Source organism: Nocardioides sp. (assembly GCF_036503465.1).
Lineage (GTDB): Bacteria > Actinomycetota > Actinomycetes > Propionibacteriales > Nocardioidaceae > Nocardioides.
Map to the genome: position 1 here is coordinate 38,880 of NZ_DASXWU010000039.1, position 25,281 is coordinate 64,160.

General features: G+C 71.5%; 24 protein-coding genes. 13 read left to right on the forward strand and 11 right to left on the reverse strand.

Annotation, left to right across the window (positions count from 1 at the left end; genetic code table 11):
- Positions 1-6: 6 nt before the first annotated feature.
- Together VGK78_RS06815 and VGK78_RS06820 are read right to left on the reverse strand one after the other, a co-directional pair.
- Positions 7-483 carry a DUF6069 family protein gene (locus tag VGK78_RS06815; protein WP_331526791.1) on the reverse strand — a complete coding sequence of 159 codons (477 nt, stop codon included), beginning with the start codon at positions 481-483 and terminating at the stop codon, positions 7-9.
- 87 nt (positions 484-570) lie between these two features.
- Positions 571-1,152 carry a hypothetical protein gene (locus tag VGK78_RS06820; protein WP_331526792.1) on the reverse strand — a complete coding sequence of 194 codons (582 nt, stop codon included), beginning with the start codon at positions 1,150-1,152 and terminating at the stop codon, positions 571-573.
- A 170-nt stretch (positions 1,153-1,322) separates the two neighbouring features.
- On the opposite strand from VGK78_RS06820, the gene VGK78_RS06825 reads away from it, so the two are divergent.
- From VGK78_RS06825 to VGK78_RS06855, 7 genes are all read left to right on the forward strand, one after another.
- Positions 1,323-3,143, forward strand: a complete 1,821-nt coding sequence (locus tag VGK78_RS06825) for a sensor histidine kinase (RefSeq protein ID WP_331526872.1) — start codon at positions 1,323-1,325, stop codon at positions 3,141-3,143.
- Positions 3,137-3,793 (forward strand): response regulator, encoded by a 657-nt coding sequence (locus VGK78_RS06830; RefSeq protein WP_414690642.1) that lies wholly within the window; start codon positions 3,137-3,139, stop codon positions 3,791-3,793. Before VGK78_RS06825 ends, VGK78_RS06830 begins: the two co-directional genes overlap by 7 nt.
- 118 nt (positions 3,794-3,911) lie before the next feature.
- Positions 3,912-5,423, forward strand: coding sequence for a hypothetical protein (locus VGK78_RS06835; RefSeq protein WP_331526794.1), 1,512 nt, complete (start codon positions 3,912-3,914; stop codon positions 5,421-5,423).
- Positions 5,424-5,469: 46 nt separating this feature from the next.
- Positions 5,470-5,658: a hypothetical protein gene (locus VGK78_RS06840; RefSeq protein WP_331526795.1), complete on the forward strand. Its 189-nt coding sequence runs from the start codon at positions 5,470-5,472 to the stop codon at positions 5,656-5,658.
- Positions 5,659-5,853: 195 nt separating this feature from the next.
- Positions 5,854-7,794, forward strand: a complete 1,941-nt coding sequence (locus tag VGK78_RS06845) for a PAS domain S-box protein (protein WP_331526796.1) — start codon at positions 5,854-5,856, stop codon at positions 7,792-7,794.
- Entirely contained in the window at positions 7,791-8,540 is a 750-nt protein-coding gene (locus VGK78_RS06850; RefSeq protein ID WP_331526798.1) for a VOC family protein, read from the forward strand. The genes VGK78_RS06845 and VGK78_RS06850 overlap by 4 nt, the downstream gene beginning before the upstream one ends.
- 53 nt (positions 8,541-8,593) lie before the next feature.
- Positions 8,594-9,985 (forward strand): serine hydrolase domain-containing protein, encoded by a 1,392-nt coding sequence (locus tag VGK78_RS06855; protein ID WP_331526799.1) that lies wholly within the window; start codon positions 8,594-8,596, stop codon positions 9,983-9,985.
- 56 nt (positions 9,986-10,041) lie between these two features.
- On the opposite strand, the gene VGK78_RS06860 is transcribed toward VGK78_RS06855, so the two are convergent.
- The 3 genes from VGK78_RS06860 to VGK78_RS06870 all read right to left on the reverse strand — a co-directional run bounded on the left by VGK78_RS06860 (position 10,042) and on the right by VGK78_RS06870 (position 13,984).
- Positions 10,042-12,153 (reverse strand): M36 family metallopeptidase, encoded by a 2,112-nt coding sequence (locus VGK78_RS06860; protein WP_331526800.1) that lies wholly within the window; start codon positions 12,151-12,153, stop codon positions 10,042-10,044.
- Positions 12,154-12,347: 194 nt separating this feature from the next.
- Positions 12,348-13,214: a S1 family peptidase gene (locus VGK78_RS06865; protein ID WP_331526874.1), complete on the reverse strand. Its 867-nt coding sequence runs from the start codon at positions 13,212-13,214 to the stop codon at positions 12,348-12,350.
- A 125-nt stretch (positions 13,215-13,339) separates the two neighbouring features.
- Complete coding sequence (locus VGK78_RS06870; RefSeq protein ID WP_331526875.1) at positions 13,340-13,984, reverse strand: TetR family transcriptional regulator; 645 nt, start codon at positions 13,982-13,984, stop codon at positions 13,340-13,342.
- A gap of 70 nt (positions 13,985-14,054) precedes the next feature.
- Between VGK78_RS06870 and VGK78_RS06875 the strand changes: the two genes are divergently transcribed.
- The gene (locus VGK78_RS06875; protein WP_331526801.1) at positions 14,055-15,566 is read left to right on the forward strand and encodes an MFS transporter; all 1,512 of its coding nucleotides are present in this window, start codon (positions 14,055-14,057) and stop codon (positions 15,564-15,566) included.
- 13 nt (positions 15,567-15,579) lie between these two features.
- Here the strand turns inward: VGK78_RS06875 and VGK78_RS06880 are convergent, their stop codons facing one another.
- Positions 15,580-15,720, reverse strand: coding sequence for a response regulator transcription factor (locus tag VGK78_RS06880; protein ID WP_414690641.1), 141 nt, complete (start codon positions 15,718-15,720; stop codon positions 15,580-15,582).
- Positions 15,717-15,935, reverse strand: coding sequence for a hypothetical protein (locus VGK78_RS06885; protein ID WP_331526802.1), 219 nt, complete (start codon positions 15,933-15,935; stop codon positions 15,717-15,719). Before VGK78_RS06885 ends, VGK78_RS06880 begins: the two co-directional genes overlap by 4 nt.
- Positions 15,936-16,108: 173 nt before the next feature.
- Between VGK78_RS06885 and VGK78_RS06890 the strand changes: the two genes are divergently transcribed.
- Positions 16,109-16,567, forward strand: coding sequence for a hypothetical protein (locus VGK78_RS06890; protein WP_331526803.1), 459 nt, complete (start codon positions 16,109-16,111; stop codon positions 16,565-16,567).
- A gap of 43 nt (positions 16,568-16,610) precedes the next feature.
- Positions 16,611-17,714: a DNA glycosylase AlkZ-like family protein gene (locus tag VGK78_RS06895; protein ID WP_331526804.1), complete on the forward strand. Its 1,104-nt coding sequence runs from the start codon at positions 16,611-16,613 to the stop codon at positions 17,712-17,714.
- Between the two features lie 299 nt (positions 17,715-18,013).
- Here VGK78_RS06895 and VGK78_RS06900 read toward each other — a convergent pair whose 3' ends face one another.
- Positions 18,014-18,688 (reverse strand): helix-turn-helix domain-containing protein, encoded by a 675-nt coding sequence (locus VGK78_RS06900; protein WP_331526805.1) that lies wholly within the window; start codon positions 18,686-18,688, stop codon positions 18,014-18,016.
- A 169-nt stretch (positions 18,689-18,857) separates the two neighbouring features.
- Here VGK78_RS06900 and VGK78_RS06905 point away from each other — a divergent pair, with 169 nt between their 5' ends.
- A complete protein-coding gene (locus VGK78_RS06905; protein ID WP_331526806.1) occupies positions 18,858-19,682 on the forward strand; it encodes a class I SAM-dependent methyltransferase in 825 nt (274 codons plus the stop codon).
- 82 nt (positions 19,683-19,764) lie between these two features.
- On the forward strand, positions 19,765-21,897 hold the full coding sequence (locus tag VGK78_RS06910) for a SpoIIE family protein phosphatase (RefSeq protein WP_331526808.1): 2,133 nt from the start codon (positions 19,765-19,767) through the stop codon (positions 21,895-21,897).
- Positions 21,898-21,908: 11 nt separating this feature from the next.
- Here the strand turns inward: VGK78_RS06910 and VGK78_RS06915 are convergent, their stop codons facing one another.
- Genes VGK78_RS06915 through VGK78_RS06925 form a run of 3 tightly spaced genes read right to left on the reverse strand, consistent with a single transcriptional unit; the run spans position 21,909 to position 24,612 of the window.
- The gene (locus tag VGK78_RS06915; protein WP_331526809.1) at positions 21,909-22,781 is read right to left on the reverse strand and encodes an alpha/beta fold hydrolase; all 873 of its coding nucleotides are present in this window, start codon (positions 22,779-22,781) and stop codon (positions 21,909-21,911) included.
- Between the two features lie 44 nt (positions 22,782-22,825).
- Positions 22,826-24,070 (reverse strand): MFS transporter, encoded by a 1,245-nt coding sequence (locus VGK78_RS06920; RefSeq protein ID WP_331526811.1) that lies wholly within the window; start codon positions 24,068-24,070, stop codon positions 22,826-22,828.
- On the reverse strand, positions 24,067-24,612 hold the full coding sequence (locus VGK78_RS06925) for an ArsR/SmtB family transcription factor (RefSeq protein ID WP_331526812.1): 546 nt from the start codon (positions 24,610-24,612) through the stop codon (positions 24,067-24,069). The genes VGK78_RS06920 and VGK78_RS06925 overlap by 4 nt, the downstream gene beginning before the upstream one ends.
- A 159-nt stretch (positions 24,613-24,771) precedes the next feature.
- Here VGK78_RS06925 and VGK78_RS06930 point away from each other — a divergent pair, with 159 nt between their 5' ends.
- Complete coding sequence (locus VGK78_RS06930; protein WP_331526813.1) at positions 24,772-25,212, forward strand: VOC family protein; 441 nt, start codon at positions 24,772-24,774, stop codon at positions 25,210-25,212.
- Positions 25,213-25,281 lie beyond the last annotated feature (69 nt).

A 25,281-nucleotide genomic window follows, 5' to 3' on the forward strand; every position in this document is an offset into this window, starting at 1 on the left:
GCGTGGTCAATCGAGCGTCGTACGGAGCGCCCGGATGATCAAGGGGATGACGACGGCCGCGGCGACGACGTGGCCGCCCGCGAGCAGGAAGCGGGTCGCGACGTCGGTGTGCGTGGCCCCGATCGGCGCGACCAGCGACACGGCCGTCAGGACGATCGCGGTGTGCCGGAACGTCCGCGTCGGGCGGGAGGCGAAACGCCCGATCGCCACGGCCAGCGGGATGGCGACGACCGCGCAGAAGAGCAGCCCGATCGGGAAGCTGGCTGCGTTGATCGGGGTGGCGTCGGCGGCTCCGGGGTCCCCGGCCTGCATCGGGCCGTGGAGGGCGACCGCGAGGGCGCCGTACCCGAGCAGGACGACGGCACCGGCGGCGGAGGCACCGACGCCGCCCGCCAGGACGCGTCGTGCCCGGGGACGCGACGCCCGGGCGGGCTCGGCGTGCGCGGTCATGCGGCGAGTCCGGGTGGTCTGGGTGGTGGTCATGGCGACTCCTCGAGGTAGGGGCCGCACCCGGGAGGTGCGGTGGTTGCCCCTACGTCGAGCGAGCCGCGGACATTTCGACAGGCCTCGCTAGCTCCGGGAGTCGACCCGGCGGGCGAGGATGACGCCGAGGAGGACCAGGAACCCCGCGAGCAGGAACGGCACCGGACCGGTGCCCGCGAACGAGCCGAGGATCCAGATCAGTGGCCAGACCCCGAGCATCCAGCGGGGGAGCAGGCCGACCCGCCAGGAGCCTGCGGCCAGCAGGGCGGTGCCGACGAAGGTCAGCAGCGAGGCCACGACGTACGACGGACCCCAGCGCAGCTCGCTCCCGACGACGACCGAGCAGCCCAGCTGCACGAAGAGCTCGGTGAGGGCGACAGTGTTCACCCAGACCCCGATGCGCCCCAGGCGGCCGTCCGCGCCGTGCTGCAGCCGGTGGACGCCGAGCGCGATGCCGATGCCGGCGAGCGCGATCGGGAGGCCGCAGCCGGTGTACCAGTAGTCGGCGGTGTATTCGAAGTCGCCCTCACTGATCGTGGTGAAGGCCATTCCGACGTACCCGAACACGACGAGCCCGACGACTCCGACGGCGATCGATGCCTGGACCAGCCGCAGCCAGGTCGTGTCGGTCGGGGCCTGCGTCGGCGCGGTGGCGGTGGAGGTGGTCATGGGTCGTCCTTTCGACGGCGAGACGTGATGTGACAGGACGCTAGGAGCGGCTCGAGCGCCGGTCGTCCGTCCGTCGAGCCACTTCCGGTCCGCCGGGGGGCGTCCTTCGCAAGGAGGACCCGGGAGGCGATGTGGGCTCCTACCCTGAGCGGGTGCTGGGCGTGAGCAGGATGGATGCGGCGGTGGCCGCGTGCTTCGTGCTGGCCGCGGTCGCCGAGGCCGTGGTCGTCCAGCGCGGCACTCCTGGCCTGCTCGTCTTCGACGCCGTCGGCGCCGTGGGGCTGGTGTCCTTGGCCGTACGCCGGACGCACCCGCTCGTGTCGATCTGCGTGATCGCCGTGGGCGGCGTGGTCGGTACGACGGTCACCGCGCTGGCCTGGCCCGACGCCCCGGACAGCGGCGGGGTCTGGATCCTGGCGATGCTGCTCGCGTCGTACTCCCTCGGCGCGCACGGGTCCGGTCGGCCGGTGTTGCTCGGGGTGCTGCTGCCGCTGGTGGTGGTGTCGAGTGCCGACCTGACCACCCGGAGCGGGTGGGATCGCATCAGCGGCATGGTGTTCGTGACGCTGTTCATCGGGGCGCTGCCGACAGCCGTCGGCCGGCTCGTGCGCGTACGCCGGGAAAGGCTCGCCGCGCTGCGCGACCAGCACCGTCGGATCGTGCAGGCGCAGCGTGCCCAGCAGCAGTCGGCCGTGCTGGCCGAGAGGCTGCGGGCGAGCGAGCGGCTGCAGCCGACCCTGGTGGACGGCTTGGCGGAGATCGCCGCGGCCGCCGAGTCCGGTGCCGATCCGGGCGACGTCGAGGCGTCGGCGCGTGCCCTGCTCGGCCGCACCCGCGAGGAGGTGGTGGCGCTGACGGCGCCGGTCGCCACCCCGCCGATCGAGGATCCGCTCGCCGTCGACCACGTGCAGGCGCTGCGTGCCGCGGCCCAGCCCTGGACCGTGCTGGCCGCCGGAGCCGTCGTGGTCGGGCTCTCGGCGGAGTCCGCCTCGACCTTGCCGCTGACGGCTCCCGACTGGGTGGTGCTGCCGGCCGCGCTGGCCGTCGGGATCCCGTTCGCGATGACCTGGTGGCGGCCGATCGTCGCGGTCACGCTCACCTGGGTCGCGACCGCGGCGTACGCCCGCTCGGTGGCGCCGATCGACGGAAGCCTGAGCGAGACAGCCCTCTCGCTGACACTCGCATTCGCGGTCGCCGCGCTGTCGCCCCGTCGTACCGCGGTCGTCGGACTGCTCGTGTGCTGGCTGGGGCAGCTGGTCGGGGTCGGCACCGGCGACCTGCTCGGCGAAGGCCTGATGTTGCTGGTCTGCTGGCTCGGTGGGGTGGCAGTCAACGAGGTGAGCCGGCTGGTCGAGCAGGCGCGCGCGAACAACGAGCTGCTCGCCCGCCAGGAGGCGACGGCGGCGACGCGCGCGGTGCTGGACGAGCGGCTGCGCCTGGCGCGCGAGATCCACGACGCGATCGGCCACAGCCTGACGGTGGTCGCGCTGCAGGCGGGCGCCGCGCGCCGGCTCGCCGACCGCGACCCGGCCGGCGCCCGAGAGGTGATGCGGACCGTGGCCGCGGCGGCCGCCGACGGCGCGGAGGCCCTGGCCGCGGACGGGTCGACCGACCTCGCGTCGCTGGTCGAGCGGGTGGCAGCCACCGGGCTCCTCCTCGACGCCGATCTCGCAGACGACGTCCTGCTCGAGCCGGCGTACCGGCTGGTCGCCTACCGCGTCGTGCAGGAGGGGCTGACCAACGCCTTGCGGCACGCTCCCGGCTCCCGGGTCAGCGTCGTCGTACGCCGTGGCGACGCGGGCGTGGAGGTCGCGGTCGCCAACTCCGCCACGGAGGCTCCCGGCGCCGGCCCCGGCACGAGCCGCGGCCTGGCGGGGCTGCGGGAGCGGGTCGCCGCCTGCTCGGGCGAGGTGGCGTGGGGTCCGCGCGCCGACGGTGGCTTCGAGCTGCGGGCGCTGCTTCCCGCCGTACGACCGGTGGTGACATCGTGAGCACGCCGACCATCGACGTCGCCATCGCCGACGACCAGCCGCTCGTGCGCAGCGGGCTGCGGATGATCGTCGAGGGGGAGGCCGACCTCCGCATCGTCGGCGAGGCCGCGGACGGCGCCGAGGCAGCCGCACTCGTGGAGGCCGCCGAGCCGGACGTGCTGCTCCTCGACGTGCAGATGCCCGGCGTCGACGGCCTCGCCGCCATGGAGCGGATCGCCGGCTGCGGTGCGGCCACCCGGGTGCTGATGCTGACGACCTTCGACCTCGACGAGTACGTCTACCGCGCCATGCGCGCCGGCGCCTCGGGCTTCCTGCTCAAGGACATGCCCGGCGAGGACATCGTCACCGCCATCCGCCAGGCCGCCCGGGGCGCCGACGCCCTGCTCGCGCCCGCCGTCACCCGCCGGCTGCTCGACCGGTTCGCCTGCGCCCCTTCGCGGCCCGTGATCGCCGGCCTCGACCGCCTCACCGCCCGCGAGCTCGAGGTGCTCGGCCTGATCGGCCGTGGCCGCTCGAACGCCGAGATCGCGCGGGAGCTGTTCATCGGCGAGACCACGGTGAAGACCCACGTCGCCCGGATCCTGATGAAGCTCGGCCTCCGCGACCGGGTCCAGGCCGCCATCGTCGCCCACGAGGCCGGCCTGGGCTGAGCGGAGATCGCCGGGATGGAATCCCGTCGGTTCTGCCGGCAGGTCGGCCCTGCGGTGGCTATCGTCGACGGCGCGTTGTCCCACTCCTGCGGACGACGGGCTCGGATCGGGGGCAGAAATGGCAGAAGAGGCCTGGCATGAGGCGAGATTGATCCCGACATCGGGAATCAACGGGGCTGAGGAACAGGAACGCCGTGCCACGTCGGCGCTGCTCGCCGTTCTGTCGGCCGTCAAAGAGTTCAATCGAGCTCTCCTCGGTCCTCTGGGTGCTCCCGCAGGCGCCCCGTTCTGCTACATCGAGGTGCCTTTTGTGCTCGGTGAACGCCGTCTCTATCCGGACGGTCTCGTACGCATGACGCGAGGCTCCAAGAGCTGGACCGCGCTCGTCGAGGTGAAGACCGGTACGAACAGACTCGAGACCGAGCAATTGGAGAACTATCTGGACATCGCGCGTGAGAACGGCTTCGACGCCGTCATCACCATCTCGAACGAGATACCGCCGGTTGCGGGGCAACATCCAACGCGTGTCGACAGACGCAAGCTCAAGAAGGTCGCACTCCATCACTTGTCCTGGTCGAAGGTCCTTGCCGAGGCTGTGATGCAGAAAGAGTTCCGTGGCGTGGCAGATCCGGACCAGGCGTGGATTCTGGGCGAACTGGTTCGCTATCTCGAGCATCGTAAGTCCGGCGCTCTCGAGTTCGACGACATGGGCGACTCATGGGTGCCGGTCCGCGAGGCAATGGCGGCAGGAACCCTTCGCGCCACTGACAACGGCATCCCCGATCTGGTGTCCCGGTTCGACGCGCTGCTTCGGTACGCCAGTCTTCAACTGGGCCGGCAACTGGGGACGGAAGTCGTGCCGGTGCTGAGCCGGAAGGAGATGGCTGAGCCCGGGCTGCGCGCTCAGGCGCTGACGACTTCTCTGTGCCGGACCGGTCAGCTCAGCGGGGCCATTCGGATCCCCGGCACAGTGGGTCACCTCGTTGTGACCGTCGACGTGCGCGCCTCGAAGATTGACTTCCACGTCAATGTCGACGCACCGGCCGAGGGCAGACCAACGACTCGCGTCAATTGGCTCCTCAGGCAGCTGAAGGAGTCTTCTGACAATCTCCGCATCGAATCCTTCGTCGCTCACGCACGAGGGTCCTCAGCCGCGGAGCTGCTCTCCGTTGTGCGGGAGAATCCGGCGTCTTTGATCGTGGACCCCAGCAGGGAACTGCGCTCATTCCGGGTGGCGATGACCCGACCGATGGGGACGAAGCGGGGACGAGGTCGAGGGTCCTTCATCGACTCGGTCATGGACGGAATTGATCTCTTCTACAAAGAGGTGCTGGGCAACTTACGCGCGTGGTCGGCGGCCCCGCCCAGACTCAGAGATCGCCAGCCGACGCCCGAGGACCTTGATCAGTACGTCGCTTCGGGTTTGCGGTCCACGGACTATTCATCTCAAGACGACGCAAAGTCATCGCCAGGTGTTGATGAAGTCGGCGACCCTGCCTATCGGCCGGAGCCGGCTCCGGTTCCCGCCGGCTCGGCCGGACCTGGAGAGCTGGCGTTGACGGCGGATGGTGGCTCCGTGAATGGGGAACCGCCAGAGACGATCGAACGACTTTCACCCGAACCCTTGTAACCGTGTGTGGCCCGGAGGTGGCTTGCCCCCGGCGTACCGTGATCACGTGACTCGCCCGATGCTGCTGGGTATCGGTGTGCTGCTGGTGGTGGTCGGTGCCGTCTGGTTCCTCCAGGGCATCGACGTGCTGGGTGGATCGGGGATGAGCGGCAAGACGCTCTGGGCGATCATCGGCCCCATTGTCGCCGTGATCGGGGTCGTGACCGCCGCGTACGGCGCTCGCCGGCGTACCTGAGGACCCGCCCTCGGCGTCGGGTCGGCGGTGGCTGAGCCACATTCGTACGCGACCGGAGTGTGGCTGGCTCACCGCCAGCGGGTGTGACCACCCACTCAGCATCCCGAGCCCTCGGCATGACGACATCGACAACTCCGCGACCACAGAGCGGGCAGATGACAACATGTTCGGGTGGAAGGTGGGCACTGGGACGATGTGAACGTCCCCCTCGGCGGCACGAGGCCCTCGGTCGTCCTCGTCGATGACTCGAAGGAGGTCCGTGCCGTCGTCCATCGGCTGCTGCAGTCCGCGGGGTTCGAGATCGTCGGGGAGGGTGGCGACGGCGACGAGGCGATCATCCTCGCCTTCCGCAACCAGCCCGAGCTCCTGCTCCTGGACACGTCGATGCCGAAGGTGGACGGGATCGAGGCGCTGCCGGCCATCCTCGCCCTGAGCCCGGAGACGAAGGTGGTCATGTTCACCGGGTTCGAGGAGCCCGGGCTCGCCGCACGCGCCCGCGAGCTGGGCGCCTCCGACTACGTCGAGAAGTCCATCCGCCTCGAGGAACTTCCCGAGCGCCTGGCGAGGGCGCTCGACGCGCCCCGGGTCCAGCCGAGCCTGAACGCGGGCGCCGGCGGCACGACGTACGCCGACAGCGCCCACTCCGTCCATCGGGAGAGTGCCGACCTGCAGGAGCAGGCGGTGCTCAACGAGCACGTCCAGCAGTTCCGGGAGCTGTTCGACCGGGCCGAGATCGGGATGGCCACCCTCACCTCCAGCGGCACGATCGTCCGGGCCAACCGGGCACTCGCCTCGCTGATGTCGTGCAGCCCGTACGACCTGGTGGGCGTCGACTACGGGCGGCTGACGGTCGGCATGGGGGACGAGCTGGACCGGAAGCTCGAGGACATCTGCACCCTCGGCGAGGACCTCACGTCGTTCGAGCACCATCTGCCCGCCCCGCCGGGCCAGGAGCACACTCGCATCGTCCGGGCCACCCTCGCCCCGATCCGGGACGCCAAGCAGCAGGTGCTCTACGTCTTCGCCCAGGTCCACGACGTCACCGCCCAGCGCACCGTCGAGAGTGAGCTGCGACGCAGCGAGGAGAACTTCCGGCGCCTGGTGACCGCCGTCCGCGACTACGCGATCTACATGCTGGACGCCGACGGCGTGGTGATCAGCTGGAACTCCGGCGCGCAGCGGATCAAGGGCTACACCGCGAGCGAGATCGTCGGGCAGAACTTCCGGGTCTTCTACACGCCCGAGGACCGACAGGACGGCCACCCCGAGCACAACCTCGAGATGGCCATGCTCCAGGGCAGCTACGCCGAGGAGGGGTGGCGGGTGCGCAAGGACGGCACCCGGTTCTGGGCGAGGGCCACGCTCACCGCCGTGTACGACGACGCGGGCAAGCACGTCGGGTACGCCAAGGTCACCCGCGACCAGAGCCAGCAACGTGAGCACGAGGAGGAGCGCCGGAGCTTCCTCGAGCAGCGGGTCCACCTTCTCGCCCTGACCGCGCACGAGCTCCGCAACCCGACCGCCGTCATCGACGGCTCCGCCGGCGCCCTGCTGGCGACGTGGGACGCGATGTCGACCGACGAGCGCGAGGGGCTCCTGATCGGCATCCGGGGCAGCGCCGACCGCCTGCGCCTCCTCGCGTCCGATCTCTCCTCGGCGGCGCGGTCCGCCGTCGACACCCTCCCGCAGCGGCTCGAGACCGTGTCGCTCGTCGAGACCCTGCGGACGGCCGCCGCCCGCGCCCAGGCCGCCGGTGCCGGCATCAAGATCGTCACTGAGATCGCTCGCGAGGGCGAGTTCTCCGGAGACCCCGGCCGGCTGGCCCAGGCCCTCGACAACCTGCTCGACAACGCGGTCCGCCACGGAACGCCCCCGGTCGGTCTGATCGGCGCCGTCGACGACGTCGTCCGCATCTGCGTCACCGACGCCGGCTCCGGGGTCCCGGACGAGCTGGTCCCCCACCTGTTCGAGCGCTTCGCCGTCATCGGCCCCTCCGGCGGCACCGGGCTCGGCCTCCACCTGGTCCGCGAGATCGCCCGGCGGCACGGCGGCGACGTCACCTACCGGGCACCCGCCGGCAACCAGCCGACGACGTTCGAGATCACGATCCCGCGCCGGCACGACGCCGCCACGTGAGCTGGGTCCACGCGGTTCTCGACGTACCGGCGGAGCAGCACGCCGCCACCGCCGGCTTCTGGGGTGGGGTGCTCGGCTGGACGGTCGGTGCGCCGTGGCCGGACCACCCGGAGCTGTGCAGCTTCGAGCCGCCGTCGGGTACGCCGTACCTCCACCTGCAGCGCATCGACGGGCCGCCGCGGGTGCACGTCGACGTCGAGTCCGAGGCGCCTCAGCAGACCGTCGCGCACGCGCTCGACCTCGGGGCCACGCCGGTGGCCGAGCACGACCACTGGACCACGCTCCGTTCTCCCGGCGGACTCCCGTTCTGCGTGCTCGGAGCGCGCGAGCACGAGACGCCCGGGCCGGTGGCCTTCCCCGACGGGCACCGCGCCCGGATGGTCCAGGTGTGCATCGACTCTCCACGCGCGGCCCATGGCGCCGAGGTCGCCTTCTGGCGGGAGCTGCTTCCCGGCCGCTGGGCCGACGCTCGTCGTCCGGAGTTCGCCGGCAAGTGGCACGACGACGCCGGCTCCCCGGTCCAGCTCCTCTTCCAGCAGCTCGACGAGCCGGAGGGTTCCGTGCGCGCCCACCTCGACCACGGCACCGACGACCTGGACGCCGAGGTACGCCGCATCCTCGCCCTCGGCGCCACCGACATCGGCCGCGGTGCCGGCGGATGGCACGTGATGCGCGACCCCGCCGGCCAGCTCTTCTGCGCCACCCTGAACTCCCCGGAGTCGACCCCGCACCGCGACATCGGCTGACGCGTCGTCGGGCCCGTGGCGTCGGCGATGCGGAAGGTGCCACGCTGACCCGCATGACGACGCTGACGGAGGTCTCGGACTGGATCGCCGAGCACCTCCCCACCCTGCTCGAGCAGTACGACGTACCCGCGGCCGCCGTGGCGGTCCTGGCCGACGGCGAGGTCGTCGACCATGCCGCCGGCGTGCTCAGCACCGCGACCGGGGTCGAGGCGACGACCGACTCGGTGTTCCAGATCGGGTCGATCACCAAGCTCTGGACGAGCTCGCTGGTGATGCAGCTGGTGGACGAGGGGAAGGTCGACCTCGACGACGTCGTCCAGAAGTACCTTCCCGAGTTCCGGATCGCCGACGAGGAAGCCGCGAGCCGGATCACGATCCGCCAGCTGCTCACCCACACGTCGGGCTTCGAGGGCGACATCTTCACCGACACCGGCGTCGGCGACGACGCGGTCGAGAGGTACCTCGGCGTCATCCACGACGTCCCGCAGCTCTTCCCGCCCGGCGCGATGTGGTCGTACAACAACGCCGGCTTCTGCGTCCTCGGCCGGCTGGTCGAAGTGCTGCGCGGCACGACGTACGACGCAGCCCTGCGCGAGCACCTGATCAAGCCGCTCGGCATCACCCACGCCGCGACCAGCCCCTACGAGGCGATCCTGTTCCGCGCCGCGGTCGGCCACTACGAGGACGCGCCGGGGTCCGGCTACCACCCGACGCCGATCTGGGCACTGGTCCGGTCGAACGTCCCGGCCGGCTCGATGTTCGCGATGAGCGCCCGCAGCCTGCTCGCCTTCGCGCGGATGCACCTCGAGGACGGGAAGGCCGCCGACGGCACCCAGGTGCTCGCTTCCGGCACCCCCACGCTCATGCGGGCCAAGCAGGCCGACCTGCCCTACCTCGGCCACCTCGGCACCTCCTGGGGCCTCGGCTTCGAGCGCTTCGACCTGCCGACCGGTGACCTGGTCGGCCACGACGGCACCACCATCGGCCAGTCGGCGTTCCTGCGGATCGTGCCGGACGCAGGCGTCGCCGTCGTCCTGCTGACCAACGGTGGCAGTGCCGGACTGCTGTTCCGCGACGTCGCCGGGCACGCCCTCCGCGAGCTCACCGGCCGGTCGCTCCCCGACGAGCCGCTCCCGCCGCCCGACCCGCCGCGCGTCGACGCGAGCCGGTACGTCGGCACCTACGCGAGCTCGTCGGTCACGCTCGAGGTCAGCCAGGTGGACGACGGTGCCGTGTGGTTGGACGTGATTCCCACGGACGAGCTGTCCGAGGAGCTCGGTGAGCAGCCGCAGCGCTGGGAGCTCGTCCAGTACGCCGGCGACACCCTGATCACCCGCGAACGCGACACCGGCCTGCACCGCCTGATGGCGTTCCTCGACGTGGATGCCGGCGGTCACACGACCTACCTGCACACCGGCCGCGCCCACGCCCGCGCGGACGCCTGAGGAGTGCTGACCGGCCCGGGCGGGGAGTGACGATCACTCCCCGACCGGGCCGTGTCCTACTGGCACTCGGCCGGCACTGCGAACGACTCGTTCACCTTGGCCCCGGCACCGGTCACCTTGGCCGACGAGCCCACGCCCACGCCGTACTTGGCGAACGCGTCCCAGACCATGCACTGCCGGTCGGCGTGGTTGGTGGCGACCAGGCCGTCGAGGATCCCCTGGCGCATGTCCTCGAAGGACGGCTTCGCGGGCGTGAAGTTCATGCCCTCGACCAGGTCGGACAGGATGACGGACTTGTCGGTGAGACCGGCCGCCTTGTACTCCGTCCACAGCTGCCACCCGATGGCCCCGTACAGCTCGCCGGTGTCGTGCACCTCGCTGAACGGGATCTGGGAGTAGGTGCGGTTGTAGTCCTGGTAGGAGTGCGTCCGGATCCCGTTGGGATCACTGGCGGCGTACTCGCCGACGACGGGGTCGTTGTTGACGATGATCGACAGCACGTCGCTCATGCCCTCGCCGATGCCGCCGGCGACGTCTCCGCTCATCTGGCCGATCATCCGCCACGTGAGGCCGTGGCCGTACTCGTGCCAGACGATGTCGGAGTCGAGGTCGCCGTCCTTCATCGGTGGCGCCGGGTCGACCAGGCGGATCGTCGTGTCGTCCCCGGTGTTCGCCTTCAGCGCGGTGCCGGCATCCTGGCTGACCATCACCGCCGGCAGGTCGAAGTGGTGGACCGTGCCACCCATCACGATCGGCGAGCCGGGCGCGTTGTTGGCCACGATCATCCCGGCGGCGCCGGCGGCGTTGATGTTCTTCGCCTTGATCGCGAAGGTGCACGAGCCGCGATCGGCGATCACGATGCTGCCCGCCGCGACCGGCGCGACGGTCTCACAGGCGTCGGAGGTGGTGCCGGTGCTGTCGTCGGCGACGACCAGCGGTCCGGTCACGCCTGCGACGGTCAGCGGGGCGCTGAACTCGGCGACCGGCGCGTCGTACGACGTGCCGTTCTGGACCACCTCGCTGGTGCCGGGCACGCTCCACAGGTACATCTGCATGCGCCCCGACTTCCCGTCGCGCGGCGTGGCGAAGTTGGCGTTGTCGGTGCCGCTGCCGTCCTGGGCCTCCGCGAGGACCGGGTCACCGCCACGGCCACCCTCGCCGAAGTTGTCCTCCTGGAAGTTGCCCGCGGCGGGCGTGAATCCGGCCTCGAACAACGTGTCGTGGATCAGGTTGTTGAGGTAGAAGAGGTTCTGGACCGCCACTGCCTTGTTGTTGTCGGTGGAGGGCTGGGTGGTCGGGTCGAAGACCTTGTCGAAGACGCCGTCGCTGTCGGCCGCACCCGCCGGATCGGGCTTGTTGTCGGCGTTCGCGTCGATGTAAGCGTGGGCGTTGTTGCCGAAGATCTGGTCGATGTGCTGGTCCAGGCCGTCCAGCCAGCCGTTCGGCGACGCCGTCAGGTCGGCCGGGTCGGTCACCGGTGCCTGTGGTGTCTTGTCCGGGTCCTCCTTGAAGACGTTGTAGGTGTCCTGGGCCGTGCGCAGCGTCGAACGGACGACCCGGCCCCAGGCGTCGACGACCGTCTCGCGCAGCTGGTTGTCGGTGTCCCAGGTCGTGACCAGGAAGCCCGTGGCGAGGCGGCCGTTGCTCATGGGTACGGCGACCCGCTGGACCGTGGGCGCCTGCAGGTAGCGCACGGCGCGGCCGTGGTAGATCGAGTCGACGGCTGCCGACCGAGCCTGGTCGGAGGTCACGTGGGCGACGGCCGGTGTCCCGGCCTGCGAGGCGTTCTCGATCACGCTGATGACCCGGCCCCGCTTGTCGAGCGCCGCCTTGACGTCGCTGTCCACGACAGGAAGGCCACCGACGTACTGCTGGAGGCGGAGGTAGGTGACTCCCTTGACGGTCCAGCCACCGGTATTGCGCAACGAGTCGGCGGTGGCCTTGCCGAGCCCGTGGTTCGCCAGGTAGCCCCGCACCGCGGCGGTGGCTCCCTTGTTCGAGGCGGCGCCCAGGGCCTTGCCGTGGGCCCAGTGGATGCGGGTGTGGGCGTCGACCGCATGTGGTCGAGGCTGGCCGGACGCTGTCTGCGAGATGGCCGAGAGGCCGGCGACGGTCAGGGCTGCGATGGCCAGGGCGGCGGCGCGGCGTTTCGAGGACGACGTACTCATACCGGTGGTCTCCTAGTTCCTGAGGATCGCCATAACGTAGTCGTTCGGGGCCACTGCGGCGAGAGCCCCGGATGGACAAATGTCCGCCGCTCGAGCACGTCGGGCGGCCCCCCCGTCGGTGAGGGCCGATGGCTCCTCAGCAGACGAGACACAGGCCCGGCGGGGATCCCGTCGGGCCTGCGCTCGAGCGTCGGTCAGTAGATGGAGACGCCGTAGGCGCTCAGGGCCTCGGTGACCGGTTGGAAGAACGTCGTCCCACCGGACTTGCAGTCGCCGCTGCCGCCGGAGGTCAGGCCGATCGCCTTCGAGCCGTCGTACAGCGGACCGCCCGAGTCGCCGGGCTCGGCGCAGACGTTGGTCTGGATCAGCCCGGAGACCTTGCCGCCGCCCTGGTAGCGGACGGTCACGTTCAGCGCCTGCACCTTGCCGGAGTGGACACCGGTGGTGGAGCCGTCGCGGGTGACGCTCTCGCCGACGAACGCGTTCGCCGCGCTGTAGCCGCCCGGGTGGGACAGCGAGGTGTTCTGGTACTGCACGAGTGCGTAGTCGTTGCCCGGGAAGCTGTAGCCGATGGTGGGGCCGATCAGGGTGCGGTGCTGGGCGTCGGTGTACCAGGTCTTGGCGACCTTGCCGCAGTGGCCGGCGGTCAGGAAGTAGTAGGTCCCGCCCTTGGTGACGTTGAAGCCGAGCGAGCAGCGGTACTGTCCGCCGTAGATCGCGTCACCGGCGCTGAGCAGCGGGCGGAACTTGCCGCTCACGTGGCGGATCACCAGCGCGGAGGCGTCGGCGCCGGCCGGCTTCCGGATCGCGGCCACCTCCGCCTTGGACACGGTCCGGTCGACGGTGACGACGACGTGGTCGGTGGCGGAGTCGACGTACCACGCGACGCCACGCACGCCGGATGCGAGTACGCCGTGGCTCGCCGCCGCGAGTCGCGCGTCGTCGCCGGGCCGCGACACCGAGGACGCGGGGGACTGCAGCAGGGTCGTGGTGGCCACGAGGCCGACCAGCACGGCGAGGATCTGGATGACTCTGGTGATGGAGCGCCTGCGATGGGACATGGTGGCCACGATTCCTCCCGAGAACGTGAGAGAGCCGATGTGTCACAGGGAGACTCCCACCGACCGCCCGTCCTGGAAACCCTCGAAAGGGTGGAGGGGCCACCCGCCGGTGTGGCGGGACCTTCTCACCTCCGCGCCGGGGCAGCCGGTCGCGCTCTCCGAGACTCGGGTGGCGGGGTGGGCCCGGCGAGGGCGGACCGAAGGCTCGGGGCCATCCACCGGGCGAGCTCCGGCGCGGGCATCGAGGCGATCGGCTCCACGCGCAGGAGGTAGCGGGTGAGGATCAGGCCGGCGAGCTGGCTGGCCACCAGAGCTGCCCGGCGGGTCGCGGCCGCGTCGCCACCGATCCGGTCCGCGATCGAGGGCAGCATCTCCTGCTCCATCATCTCGCGGAACCCGCGCGCCACGTTCGGGTCGCGCACGACCGCCTCGAGGAAGGTCCGGAGCGAGGGCCCGGTCTCGGCGTCGTCCCAGGCCCGGGCCACGGTGAGGACGAGGCGCTCCGGCAGCGAATTCAACGGACCGTGCATTTCGCGGGCCAGGAGGTCCGGTGGGTTGGCGGCGAGAGCCATCGCCGCGCCGAAGAGACCCTTCTTCGACCCGAAGTAGTAGCTGATCAGGGCCACGTCGACGCCGGCGTCGGCCGCCACCGCGCGCAGGGTCACCCGGTCGTACCCGTCCTCGAGGAAGCGTCGGTGGGCCGCCGCCAGGATGTCGGCCCGCGTGGTCGTCGTACCCCTGGGCCTGCCACGGTTGCGCGCTTTATTCATCAAGGTTGAAATCTACCGGTACGACGTGGCGCACTGTCCGCAGGACACCGAACGAGAAGGAGCACCCGCCATGTCACTCGAGACCCGCGGTGTGACCGAGCAGAGCAGCCCACGCGTCGCCGGGCACGGACCGGTGCTGGTGGTCATGTGTCTCGCGCTGGCGACGGTCGTCTCGGCCGTCGCGTCGCTGAACGTCGCGATCCCCTCCATCGCCCGCGACACGCACGCGACCCTGACCCAGCTGTCCTGGGTGGTCGACGCGTACGCCTTGGTGTTCGCGGCTCTCCTCCTGCCCGGTGGTGCCGTGGGCGACCGGTTCGGGCGACGCAAGGCGCTGCTCGTCGGTCTGGCCGTCTTCGGCGCCGGCTCGGCCGCGGCGATGCTGGAGGCGGACGCCACCTGGCTGATCGCGATGCGCGCCGTCCTCGGCCTGGGTGCCGCACTGGTCATGCCGGCGACCCTGTCGACGATCACCTCGACGTTCCCCGCGGCGCAGCGGGCGAAGGCCGTGGGCACCTGGGCGGGTGTCGCCGGGGCGTCCGCGATCCTCGGGCTGCTCACCTCGGGCGTCGTGCTGGAGTGGTGGTCGTGGCGCGCGGTCTTCGCGGTGAACGTCGTCCTCGCCGTGGCGGCCGTCGTCGGAACGCTGCGCGCCGTCCCGGAGTCGGCGGACCCCGAGGCACCGCGTCTCGACCTCACCGGTGCCCTGGTCGCGCTGGTCTCCCTGGCCGTGCTCGTGTACTCGATCATCGAGGCACCGACCCGGGGCTGGACCGACGTCCGGACGGTTGTGGGGCTGGCCGCCGCCCTGGTCGGCCTGGCGGGCTTCGTCGTGGTCGAGGCTCGCCGGGCCGAGCCACTGCTGGACCCGCGGCTGTTCACCTACCGCGGGTTCGCGGCCGGCACGCTCACCATCACCGTGCAGTTCTTCGCGTTCTTCGGCTTCATCTTCCTGGTGCTGCAGTACCTCCAGCTGGTACTGGCCGACAGCCCCCTCGTGGCAGCACTCAGCCTGGTCCCGCTGGCGTTCGGGCTGATGCCGACCGCGCGGGTCCTGGCGCCACGCCTCGCGGACCGGATCGGTACGGCGCGGACCTCCGTCGCCGGTCTGGTGATCGCCTCGGCCGCCCTCGGCTGGCTCTCGACGCTCGACTCGGGCAGCAGCTACTGGCCGCTGCTGGTCGGGCTCGTGCCTTTGGGTGCCGGGATGGCCCTGGCCATGACGCCCGCGACCGCGGCGATCACCGACGCGCTGCCCCGGGAGAAGCAGGGCGTCGGCTCGGCGACGAACGACCTCGCCCGAGAGCTCGGTGGAGCGCTGGGCATCGCGGTGCTCGGGAGCGTGCTGCAGTCGGTCTACCGCAGCAACCTCGACGTCAACGGCCTGTCCGCGCCGGCAGCGGACCAGGCCCGCTCCTCGCTGGCCCTGGCCCTCCGCCTCGGCCCTCAGGTGGCCGCCAGCGCGGCGAACTCGTTCGTCGACGGCTTCCGGATCGCTCTGGTCGTCGGCGCCGCTGCTCTGCTCGTGGCCGCCGTCGGCGTGCTCGCCCTGCAGCTCTCGTCGCGCGCCGACCGGTTGTGACCGGTCCCCTCCGTCAGCGCGCATCCTGTTGGCCTGCTCCGGGGCGGACGAGTCCGGACTCGTAGGCGAGCACGACGGCCTGCACCCGGCTCCGAAGGCCGAGCTTCTGCAGCAGGCTGGCGACGTGGGTCTTGGTGGTGTGCTCGCTGATCACCAGACCTCGATCACGGCCACCGCTGCGAGCAGGGGCAGCAGGGGGATGGCCCGTCGTGCCAGGAAGGCGGAGGCGAAGAGGATCGCGACGGCCACCCCGGCACCCCGGTCGTGGGTCAGCTCGCCGCTGAACAGCACCTCGCTCACGTAGAGGACACCGAGGACGCCGGCGACGAGCGCGTCGAGGTGGGCCTCGACGCCGGCGCGGATCGACACGCGGCGATGGTAGGTCCGCGCGGACCCCCGCGTCCTCGCTCTTGCGAGCGATCTACGTCGGCCTCGGATCCGCTCGGGGGAGCGATGCGGTCCGCTCCTGGCGGCGATGCGTCGCGCCGGCTGCCGCGGCGACCGTGGGCGGTGACCGAACGCCGTACCCCAGGAGGGACCCGATGACCACCATCACCGCCACATCTACCACCGCCCGATCGACCACCCTGCTCTGGCAGGGTGCGTTCGCGACCGGCGTGCTCGCCGGCCTCGCGCCGCGCGTGAACGCCGTGATCTACGACCATGCGCACATCTGGTACCTCGACCCCGAGGCGCGGGTCCTGCTGCCGATCGTGGTGGCGCTGCCCTTCGTCCTCGCCGGGACCATCGGGCGCTGGGCCTGGCGCGGACCTCGCAACCGTCCCGCGCCGGTGGGCCTGGTGCTGTCGCTGGCCTCGGTGGCCGGTGTCGTGGCGTTCTTCCTCAGCGCCCCGATCGTCCTCGGCGGGATCGCGGCGACCCTCGGCCTCGAGGGCCGTCGTCGTGCCGACCTGGGCCGCGGCCGGATGGCGACCGCTGCCGTCGTCGTGGGCGTGCTGGCGTGCGTCGGGGGCACGGCGCTCTGGCTGGCGGGGATCTGACTGTCCCGGACTGACTGTCCAGGCCCTTGGCTAGCCTGCCGGAATGCCGATCACCTGGGCGCAGGCCCTCGCCTGGCGGATGCGACGGCACCTGCTCGACCCGGTCGGCAGGGAGTCGGTCGAGGACGTCGTGCGGCGGCTCGGAGCGGTGCTCGCGATGGACGAGTCCCTGGCCGAGCTCGCGGTGCGCGCCCGACGTACGACGTCACGGACGGGCGAGCTCCGCCGGGCGCTCGCCGAGGGACGGGTGATCAAGGCCTTCGCCTTCCGGGGCTCGATGCACTACCTGTCGCCCGAAGACGGCGGTGCCTACCTCGCCCTGCGCGCGGCCGGACGCCAGTGGGAGCTCCCGAGCTGGCGGGAGTTCTACAGGCTGGAGCCCCGGGACTGGCCCGCCTTCCGCGAGACGGTCCGTGACGCGCTGGTCGACGGGCCGCTGACCATCGCCGAGCTCGGGGCGGTGGTGACGGGCCACCGCAGATACCGGCACCTACGGCCGGTGTTCGACGAGGGCGCCGGCACGCTGATCAAGCCCCTCAGCTGGCAGGGAGACCTCAGCTTCGGAACGCCGCGCGACGGCCGGCACACGTTCCGGCGGCTCGACACCAACCCGTGCTGGCAGGGCGTCCCCGACCTCGACGACGCCGGTCGGCACGCCGTGAGGCAGTACTTCCGGACCTACGGGCCGGCCACCTTCGACCACGTCCACCACTGGCTCGGCGACGGGCTCAGCGCCGGCCGCAAGCGGATCAACGGGTGGCTGGCCGAGCTCGAGGACCGGCTGGCGGCCGTCGACGTCGAGGGAGAGACGGCGTACGTCGTGCGCGAGGACGTCGATGACCTGCTCGCGACGACCGCGTCACCGGCCGTGCGGCTCCTGCCCGGCCACGACCAGTGGGTGATGGGGCCGGGTACCAAGGACGTCCACGTCATCCCGCCATCCCGGCGCGACCTCGTCACCCGGAAGGCGAACCTGGTCGTCGCCGGCGGTGTCGTGAGCGGCACCTGGAGGGCGACCGGCGAGCGGGTCGTGGTGGAGTGGTTCGCCGAGGCCGGACGGGTGCCGCGCTCCGCACTGGCCGAGGAGGTCGAGCGCATCGCCGCGATCCTGGGCCGGCCGCGCCGGCTGACAGTCCGGGAGACGTGAGCCGTCGGGGTCGGAAGATCTCAGTCACCTGAGATCCTCCGGCGCGCTCCGGCTCGTGTGGGCGGTGAGGTGGGATCGCTTCGGGTGCGCCGGATGGGTCCCAGGTCACCGCTCCTTGCGCCATGGGCCCCGGCGCTTCAGGTGGCGGTGAGCCAGGAGCGGTCCGGGCTGGGCAGATGGGTCCCAGCTCACCGCTCCCTGCGCCGTGGGCCCGGCGCTTCAGGTGGCGGTGAGCTGGGATCGCTTCGGGTGCTCCAGATGGGTCCCAGGTCACCGCTTCGTGCGCAGCCGCCCCCGCCTCACACCGGCTGGGGAGACACGGTCATCGCCTGCTTCGGCAGCCACCGCGGCAGGTTGCGCGCGACGTACGCCGGCCCGTGCACGTGCAGGGCGCCGGACCGCTGGGCGCCGGGCCAGCTCAGCTCGCCGCGCCAGATCTTGGTCAGCGTGCGCAGGTCGGTCTCGACGGTCGCGGTGACGGGGTGCCCGGGGTCGAATCGGCAGAGGTCGACGCCGTCGGGGTCGATCACGACCCACCAGCTCCGCTCCTCCGGCGCGACCTCCGGGAAGGTGAACAGCAGCACCGTGCGACCGGGAGGCACGGCGGTGCGGTCGACGTTGCGGTGCAGGTCCCACATCAGCAGGTGCGGGTCGTAGTCCTCGTCGCCGAGCTCCGGCACCCAGCGCAGGCCCCACTGCCCGAGCGCCTCGACGATCGGCCGCAGCTGCTCGCCTGCGGGGGTCAGCATGTAGGTCACCTGCTTGCCGTCCTCGTACCGCTCCACCACCCCTGCGCGCACCAGCGTCCGCAGACGCGCGGACAGCAGCGACGGTGACATCCGGGGTACGCCGCGGCGCAGGGCGTTGAAGTGCCGGCTGCCGCACAAGAGCTCGCGGATCACCAGCATCGTCCACCGCTCGTCGAGCAGCTCCATCGCCTTGGCCACCGGACAGAACTGGCCGTACCCCGCCATCGCGAACCTCCCGTCCCCACGCTAGGACCGGAAGCAGCGCCTGCCTAGTACAGATCCAGTAGCAGACGGATCCAGATCCAGGACTGACCCGGCCTACGCCGACGGCCCGATCCTCGGGGCATGCCCGCCGGCCGCCGGGGTCGCCGGGAGGAGGAGAGGAAGGGTCGAGATGACCTCCACGGAGACCGTGCCGTCGGCGCTCGAGGAGCTGAAGGCCAAGCAGCAGAAGGTCTGGAGCAGCGGCGACTACGGGCGCATCGCCTGGATCACAGTGCCCATCGCCCGGGAGCTCGCCGAGGCCGTCGAGCTGCGGCCGGGGTCGCGGGTGCTCGACGTCGCGACCGGCACCGGGCACGTGGCGCTCGAGGCGGCGCGCACGATGTGCGAGGCGACCGGGATCGACTACGTCCCAGCGCTCGTGGACGTCGCCAGGCGGCGGGCCGAGGCGGAGGGGCTGGACGTCGACTTCCGGGTCGCCGACGCCGAAGCCCTGCCGTTCGCGGACGCGTCGTTCGACGTCGTGCTCTCGGCGATCGGCGTGATGTTCACCGCCGACCACGACCGCGCGGCCGCCGAGCTGGTCCGGGTGTGCCGGCCGGGCGGCCGGATCGGGCTCGCGTGCTGGACTCCGACCGGCTTCGTCGGCCAGATGCTGAAGGCGGTCGGGAAGCACGTGCCACCGCCGCCGGAGGCCCAGCCGCCCACGCGCTGGGGCACCGAGGAGGTCGTTGCCGGCCTGCTCGGCGACCGGGTGCACGACGTCGCGTCGTACACCGCCTCCGTGACCGAGCGGTTCGCCTCGGGCGAGGCCTTCGCGGACTTCTTCCTCACCCACTACGGGCCGACGTACGCCGCCGTCTCACGGCTCGACGAACCCGGCCGTGCCGCCCTGCGCGACGACATGGTGCGGCTGGCCGCCGAGGCAAACCGCGCTCTCGACGGCACGTTCGTCAGCGACTGGGACTACCTGGTGGTCACCGCCGAGAAGCGCTGAGCGACCACGCCCGCCCACCCCTGGGGAGGCATTCTGCGGCTTGTCCGCCCCCGCCCGCCCGATCGGTGACATGATCCGGGGCGTGCCTGGTGGCGACGGCCCGGTGGAGGCCGCTGAGCTCGGGTACCTCGACGCGCTCACGGAAGCGACCGTGATCACCGACGCGGACCTCCGCGTCGTCTTCCTGAACACCGCCGCCGAGCGGCTGCTCGGGCTGCGGCGGGGCCTCCTGCTCGGGCGCGGACTCTCCGAGGCCGTGTTCAGCGCCGTCGACCAGGACCCGTTCCGCGAGGTGTCCGAGCAGGTGCTCTGCGGCAGCCAGTGGACCGGCGAGCTCGCCGTCGTACGCGCGGACGGGAACACGGTGCGCACGGAGGTCAGCTGCGCCGCGGTTCGCCGTGCCGGCACCGTCTCCGGTCTGGCCTGCGTGCTGACCGAGCTCGGCGGCACGCTCTCGCGCGTCCGCACCGCGCACCGTCTCGCGGACCGGCTCACCGGGCTGGCCCGGGTGGCGGCCGAGCTCGCCACCGCCGAGGACCTGGAGCGGGTCACCGACATCGTGATCCACGAGGCGGCCGACGTGGTCGGAGCGACGGTCGGGTCGCTGTCGCTGCTCGCCGACCCCGACACGCTCGTCCTCGGCGGGATCCGTGGTGGCCGGGCCGGTGTCAGGGAGCGATGGACCCGCTACTCCGTCCACGACCCGACGCCGGCCGGCGACGTCGTCCGCTCGGGTGAGCGGCTGGTGCTGATCGGCCGCCAGGCGATCCGCGAGCGCTATCCCGATCTGGAGCGCGCCGCGGAGGGCGAGCGCTCGATGATCGCCCTGCCGTTGCGGCTGACCGGTCGCACGATCGGCGTGGTGACCTGGTCGTTCCCGGGGCGACGCCGGATCGACGTGGAGGAGATGGAGTTCTACGGGCTCCTGGCCGACACCTGCGCCCAGGCCATCGTGCGCATCCGCGCGCAGGAGGAGTCGACGAGACAGGCGGCGCGGGTCCGGTTCCTCGCCGACGCGACCACCACGATGTCGGAGAGCCTCGACTACGAGCAGACCCTGGCCGAGGTCGCCCGGATGGCGGTGCCGGACTTCGCCGACTGGTGTGCCATCGACCTCCTGGAGGACGGTCGGCTGCAGCGGCTGGCCGTCGAGCACATCGACCCGGACAAGGTGGCGGTGGCGGTCGAGCTGGAACGCCGGTATCCCGCGCCGCGCGACGGAGGTGGCGTGTGGACCGTGGTGCGGACGGGCCAGCCGCTGCTCGTTCCGGAGATCACCGACGAGATGGTGGCCCCGGCAGCGGTCGACGACGAGCACCGTGACCTGCTGCTCCGGCTCCAGCTGCGCAGCATCATCCTGGTGCCGCTGATCGCGCGCGGAGTGGTCCTCGGCGTGATGTCCTGGGTGATGGCCGGGTCCGACCGTCGCTACCACGACGACGACGTGCCGTTCGCCAGCGATCTCGGTCACCGGGCCGCGATCGCGATCGACAACAGCCGGCTGCACACCGAGACCCTGGAGGCGGCCGTCCGGCTGCAGCGTGCGGTCCTGCCCGAGCTCTCGCACGAGGTGCCGGGCTGGGAGATCGCCTCCTTCTACAGTCCGGCCGGCCGCACGGACGTCGGCGGCGACTTCTTCGACGTCGTCCCGCTGCCGGACGGCACGCTGGCGCTGTTCGTCGGCGACGTGATGGGACGCGGCGTGCGGGCCGCTGCCGCGATGGCGCAGATGCGGGCGGCCGTCCGGGCCTACATCTCGGTCGACCCCGACCCGGGCCAGGTGCTGCGCAAGCTCGACGGCCTGTTCACGACCTACGACGTCAGCCGGCTGGTCACGATGGTCTACGTCGTCTCCGACACCGCCGGGCACGGCAGGATCACGAACGCCGGACACCCGCCTCCGATGGTGCTGCGCGCCCGGGGTGGTGCGGAGCAGCTGTCCGCGCCGGGCGGGCCGCCGCTGGGGATGGAGGCGGATCGGCGTGAGACCTTCGACTTCGACCTCGCTGTCGGCGACCTGCTGCTGGCCTTCACCGACGGGCTCATCGAGCGGCGCGGCGAGGACATCGACGTCGGACAGCGGCGCCTCCTCGACGCGCTGCCGGCCCTGGCCGGTGCATCCCTCGAGGACCGACTCGCGGCGATGGTGGACGGCGTACGCGACCACTCGCGCAGCGACGACGTCGCCGCGCTGGTCGTGCGCCGGCTGGGCTGACCTGCTCGGCTTCAGGCTGCGACGCTGTCGACCCTGGCCAGGATCGCCCGGGCCAGCGCCTCCGGTGCCTGGGTCGGGATCCAGTGGTTGACGCCGTGCAGGACGACGAGCTCGTACGGCGCGTCGACGAAGTCCTCGGTCAGCTCGGCACCCCGCCGGGCGAGAGCGGGGTCCCGGTCGCTCCACACGTGGGTGGTCGGCACCTGTACCCGACCGGTCCGAGTCCGCAGCGAGAAGGGCAGGGCGCGGTACCAGCCCAGGGCTCCCGGCAGCGCGCCGTACTCCACGATCTCCTGCCGGAAGCGCGCGAGCTCGGTCTCGCTCAGCCCGCCCTTGCCGAGCCATCCCTCCATGACGTGCGGCGCCCGCTTCGCCAACGTCTCGACGACGAGGGGTGGCTGGAACGCCAGGAAGTACCACGACCGCCGCGCCTGGTCGCTGCTGGTCAGGGACGCGAGGAACGCCACGGGGTGCGGCACCGACACCGTGGTCAGGGTCCGCACCAGGTCCGGCCGCCCGGCCGCGGTCGCCCACGCCACTGCGGCGCCCCAGTCGTGCCCCACCAGGTGGACCGGCGCGCCGTACCGCTCGATCAGACCGACGACGTCGCCCACCAGCTTCGACGTGCGGTACGCCGTTCGCCCGCGCGGTCGCGCACCGGGCGAGTACCCGCGCTGGTCGGGTGCCAGCGTGCGCAGCGCGTGCCGGTGCAGGATCTCGCTGACCTCCTGCCAGTGCGACGCGCGCTCGGGGAATCCGTGCAGCAGCACCACGGGCGGTCCGTCGAGGGGCCCGTCGTCGAGCACGTCGAAGGTCAGCGAGTCATGGGTGAACGTGTGGATGCGCTCGCGGGTGCCCGCCGCTGCTGGGTCGCTCGAGGTCATGGGCCGTTTGTACCCGGCCGTCGCGCCAGCAGCGAACGCGCCGGTCAGCGAGGTACATGGGAGGGCGACGGCAGCTGGGCGTCGGCTCGAGGAAGCGTGCGCACGGCTCGTGACATCAGGACGGCGGCGCAGATCGCGAGGTAGAGGACACCCGCGCCGACCAGGGTGGTGCTGTCGCCGACCGCCAGGGCCAGCGGGCCGGCCGCGATCGTGCCCAGCGGGGTCGCGATGAGCGAACCCAGCGCGTCGTAGGAGGACGCCCGGGAGAGCATCTCCTCGGGCACGTGCTCCTGCATCGCCAGGTTCCAGCCGAGTCCGAACAGCTCGCTGCCCATGCCCGCGATCAGCGCGATGACCACGAGCAGGGCCAGCTGCGGGTCGAGTCCGAGCGTGATCATGGGCACGGCGCCGACGGCGGTCCCCACCATCCCGGTCAGCAACGGGCGGGAGAGCCGGACCCGCAGCAGGATCAGCGCGGTGAGCAGGAGGCCGATCGCCTCGGCGGAGAGGACGAGCCCCCACCCCTGCCGGCCGATCGTGTCCTGGGCGACCGCCGGGCCGACGACCAGCCAGACTCCCGTGAGCGCGTTGATGGCGCCGAAGGCGAGGACGACGACCCAGAGCCACGTCGTACCGACGAAGTAGCCCCAGCCCTCGCGCAGGTCGGCGAGCACGCCGGCGGAGGTGTGGGACCGGTCGACGGGAGGCAGCCGCACCGGCAGCAGGAGGCCGGCCGCGACCAGCCAGGTGGCAGCGTCGACCGCCAGCGCCCAGCCCGAGCCGACGGTGACCACGATCAGCGCTCCGACGCTCGGACCGAGCACCATGAGCGCGTTCCGCGAGATCGACATGAGGGCGTTGGCCTGCTGCAGCTGGTCACGGGGCACGAGCTGCGGCATCACCGACGCGAGCGCCGGGAAGCTGAACGCCGAGGAGATGCCGTTGACCAGCGAGAGCACGACGATCTGCCAGATCTGGGCGGTGTGCGTGAGCACCAGCGCGGCGATGGCGGCCTGGGTGAGCCCGGAGACGACGTTGCTGACCTGGATCACCAAGGAGCGGGAGAACCGGTCGGCGATGACCCCGCCCCACAGCAGCAGGACCACCATGGGCGTCATCCGTGCCGCCATCACGATCCCCAGGTCGCTGGCGGACCCGGTCAGGTCGAGCACGGCGAACGTCAGCGCGATCCCGGCCATCACGCTTCCGCTCTGGTTCACCGACCGCGAGGCGTAGTACCAGGCGAAGTCCCGCTGCCGGAGCGGCGCCAGCGAGGAGGCCCTGCTCATCGGCCCTCCACGCCGGGGTCGTCCATCGCGAAGGCCCACGCAGTCGCGCTGACGTGTCGCGTCCCGGCAGTGCGAGGTGGACGGGCCCCGTCGTGCAGCAGCCGGCTCGCGCGGCGAAGAAGGTCGACGACCTCGGCCCAGACCTCGGGATCCACCCACGCCTCGATGTCGCTGTGGAACTGCCCCCGGGTCGGTGGCGCCGTGGCGAGGCGGCGCTTGAGCTCGACGCCGACGGCCTCGGCGTAGGCGACCAGGTCCTCCCGGGAGCGCCGACGGCCTCGCGTCGGAGGCCGTGGCGGGGAGTCCTCGCTGACGTAGCGGTACCGCTTCGCCACACCTCCACGGATTCGCTCCTGGCCGGTGACGACGATGTGTCCGGCCTGATGCAGCGTCCGCAGATGGTAGGAGGCGTTGGCGTGGCTGATGCCGAGCTCTCGCGCCACGTCCGCGGCTGACATCTCGACCCCCGTCAGCAGGGACAGCATCTGCACCCGTAGCGGGTGCGCCATGGCGCGCAGTGCGCTGATCCGCTCATCTGCCATCGCTACTCCCCAATAACTCTTGGGGGGTAGGGTGGCACGGACCATGTGGAGCGTCAACCCCGGCGCGGGTGTCTGCCGCATGCCCGAGCATGTCGAGAATGCCGGGTCGGCTCCGTTCCCTCAGCGACAGCACCGGACCGACGTTGGAGGATGGCCGCCATGTCAGCGATCAAGAGTTTCGACCACATCGGGATCACCGTCGACGACCTCGACTCGGTGACGGCGTTCTTCGTCGGGCTGGGTCTCGAGGTCGAGGGCCGCATGGTCGTCGAGGGCGAGTTCCTGGACACCGTCACCGGCATTCCGGACGCTCGGACCGAGATCGTGATGCTGCGGCCGCCGGGCGGAGGCACCGGGATCGAGCTGTCGAGCTTCGAGAGGCCGGACCACGAGCCGGGATCGCCGGCAGCGATGGCGAACGAGCTGGGACTGCGCAACGTCTGCTTCGAGATCGACGACCTGAAGGCGAGGATCGACGGCCTCGCCGACGACGGCTACGGCCTGGTCGGCGGCATCGGCCGTCACGAGGACCAATGGCTGATGGCCTACGTCCGCGGACCCGAGGGCATCGTCGTCGCGCTGGCCGAACGGATCGGCTGACGCGGTCGGCACTCGGTCGTCGAGGGTCGGGATGGGATCGCCCACGAGCTTGGTTCGGCCTCCTTCGGC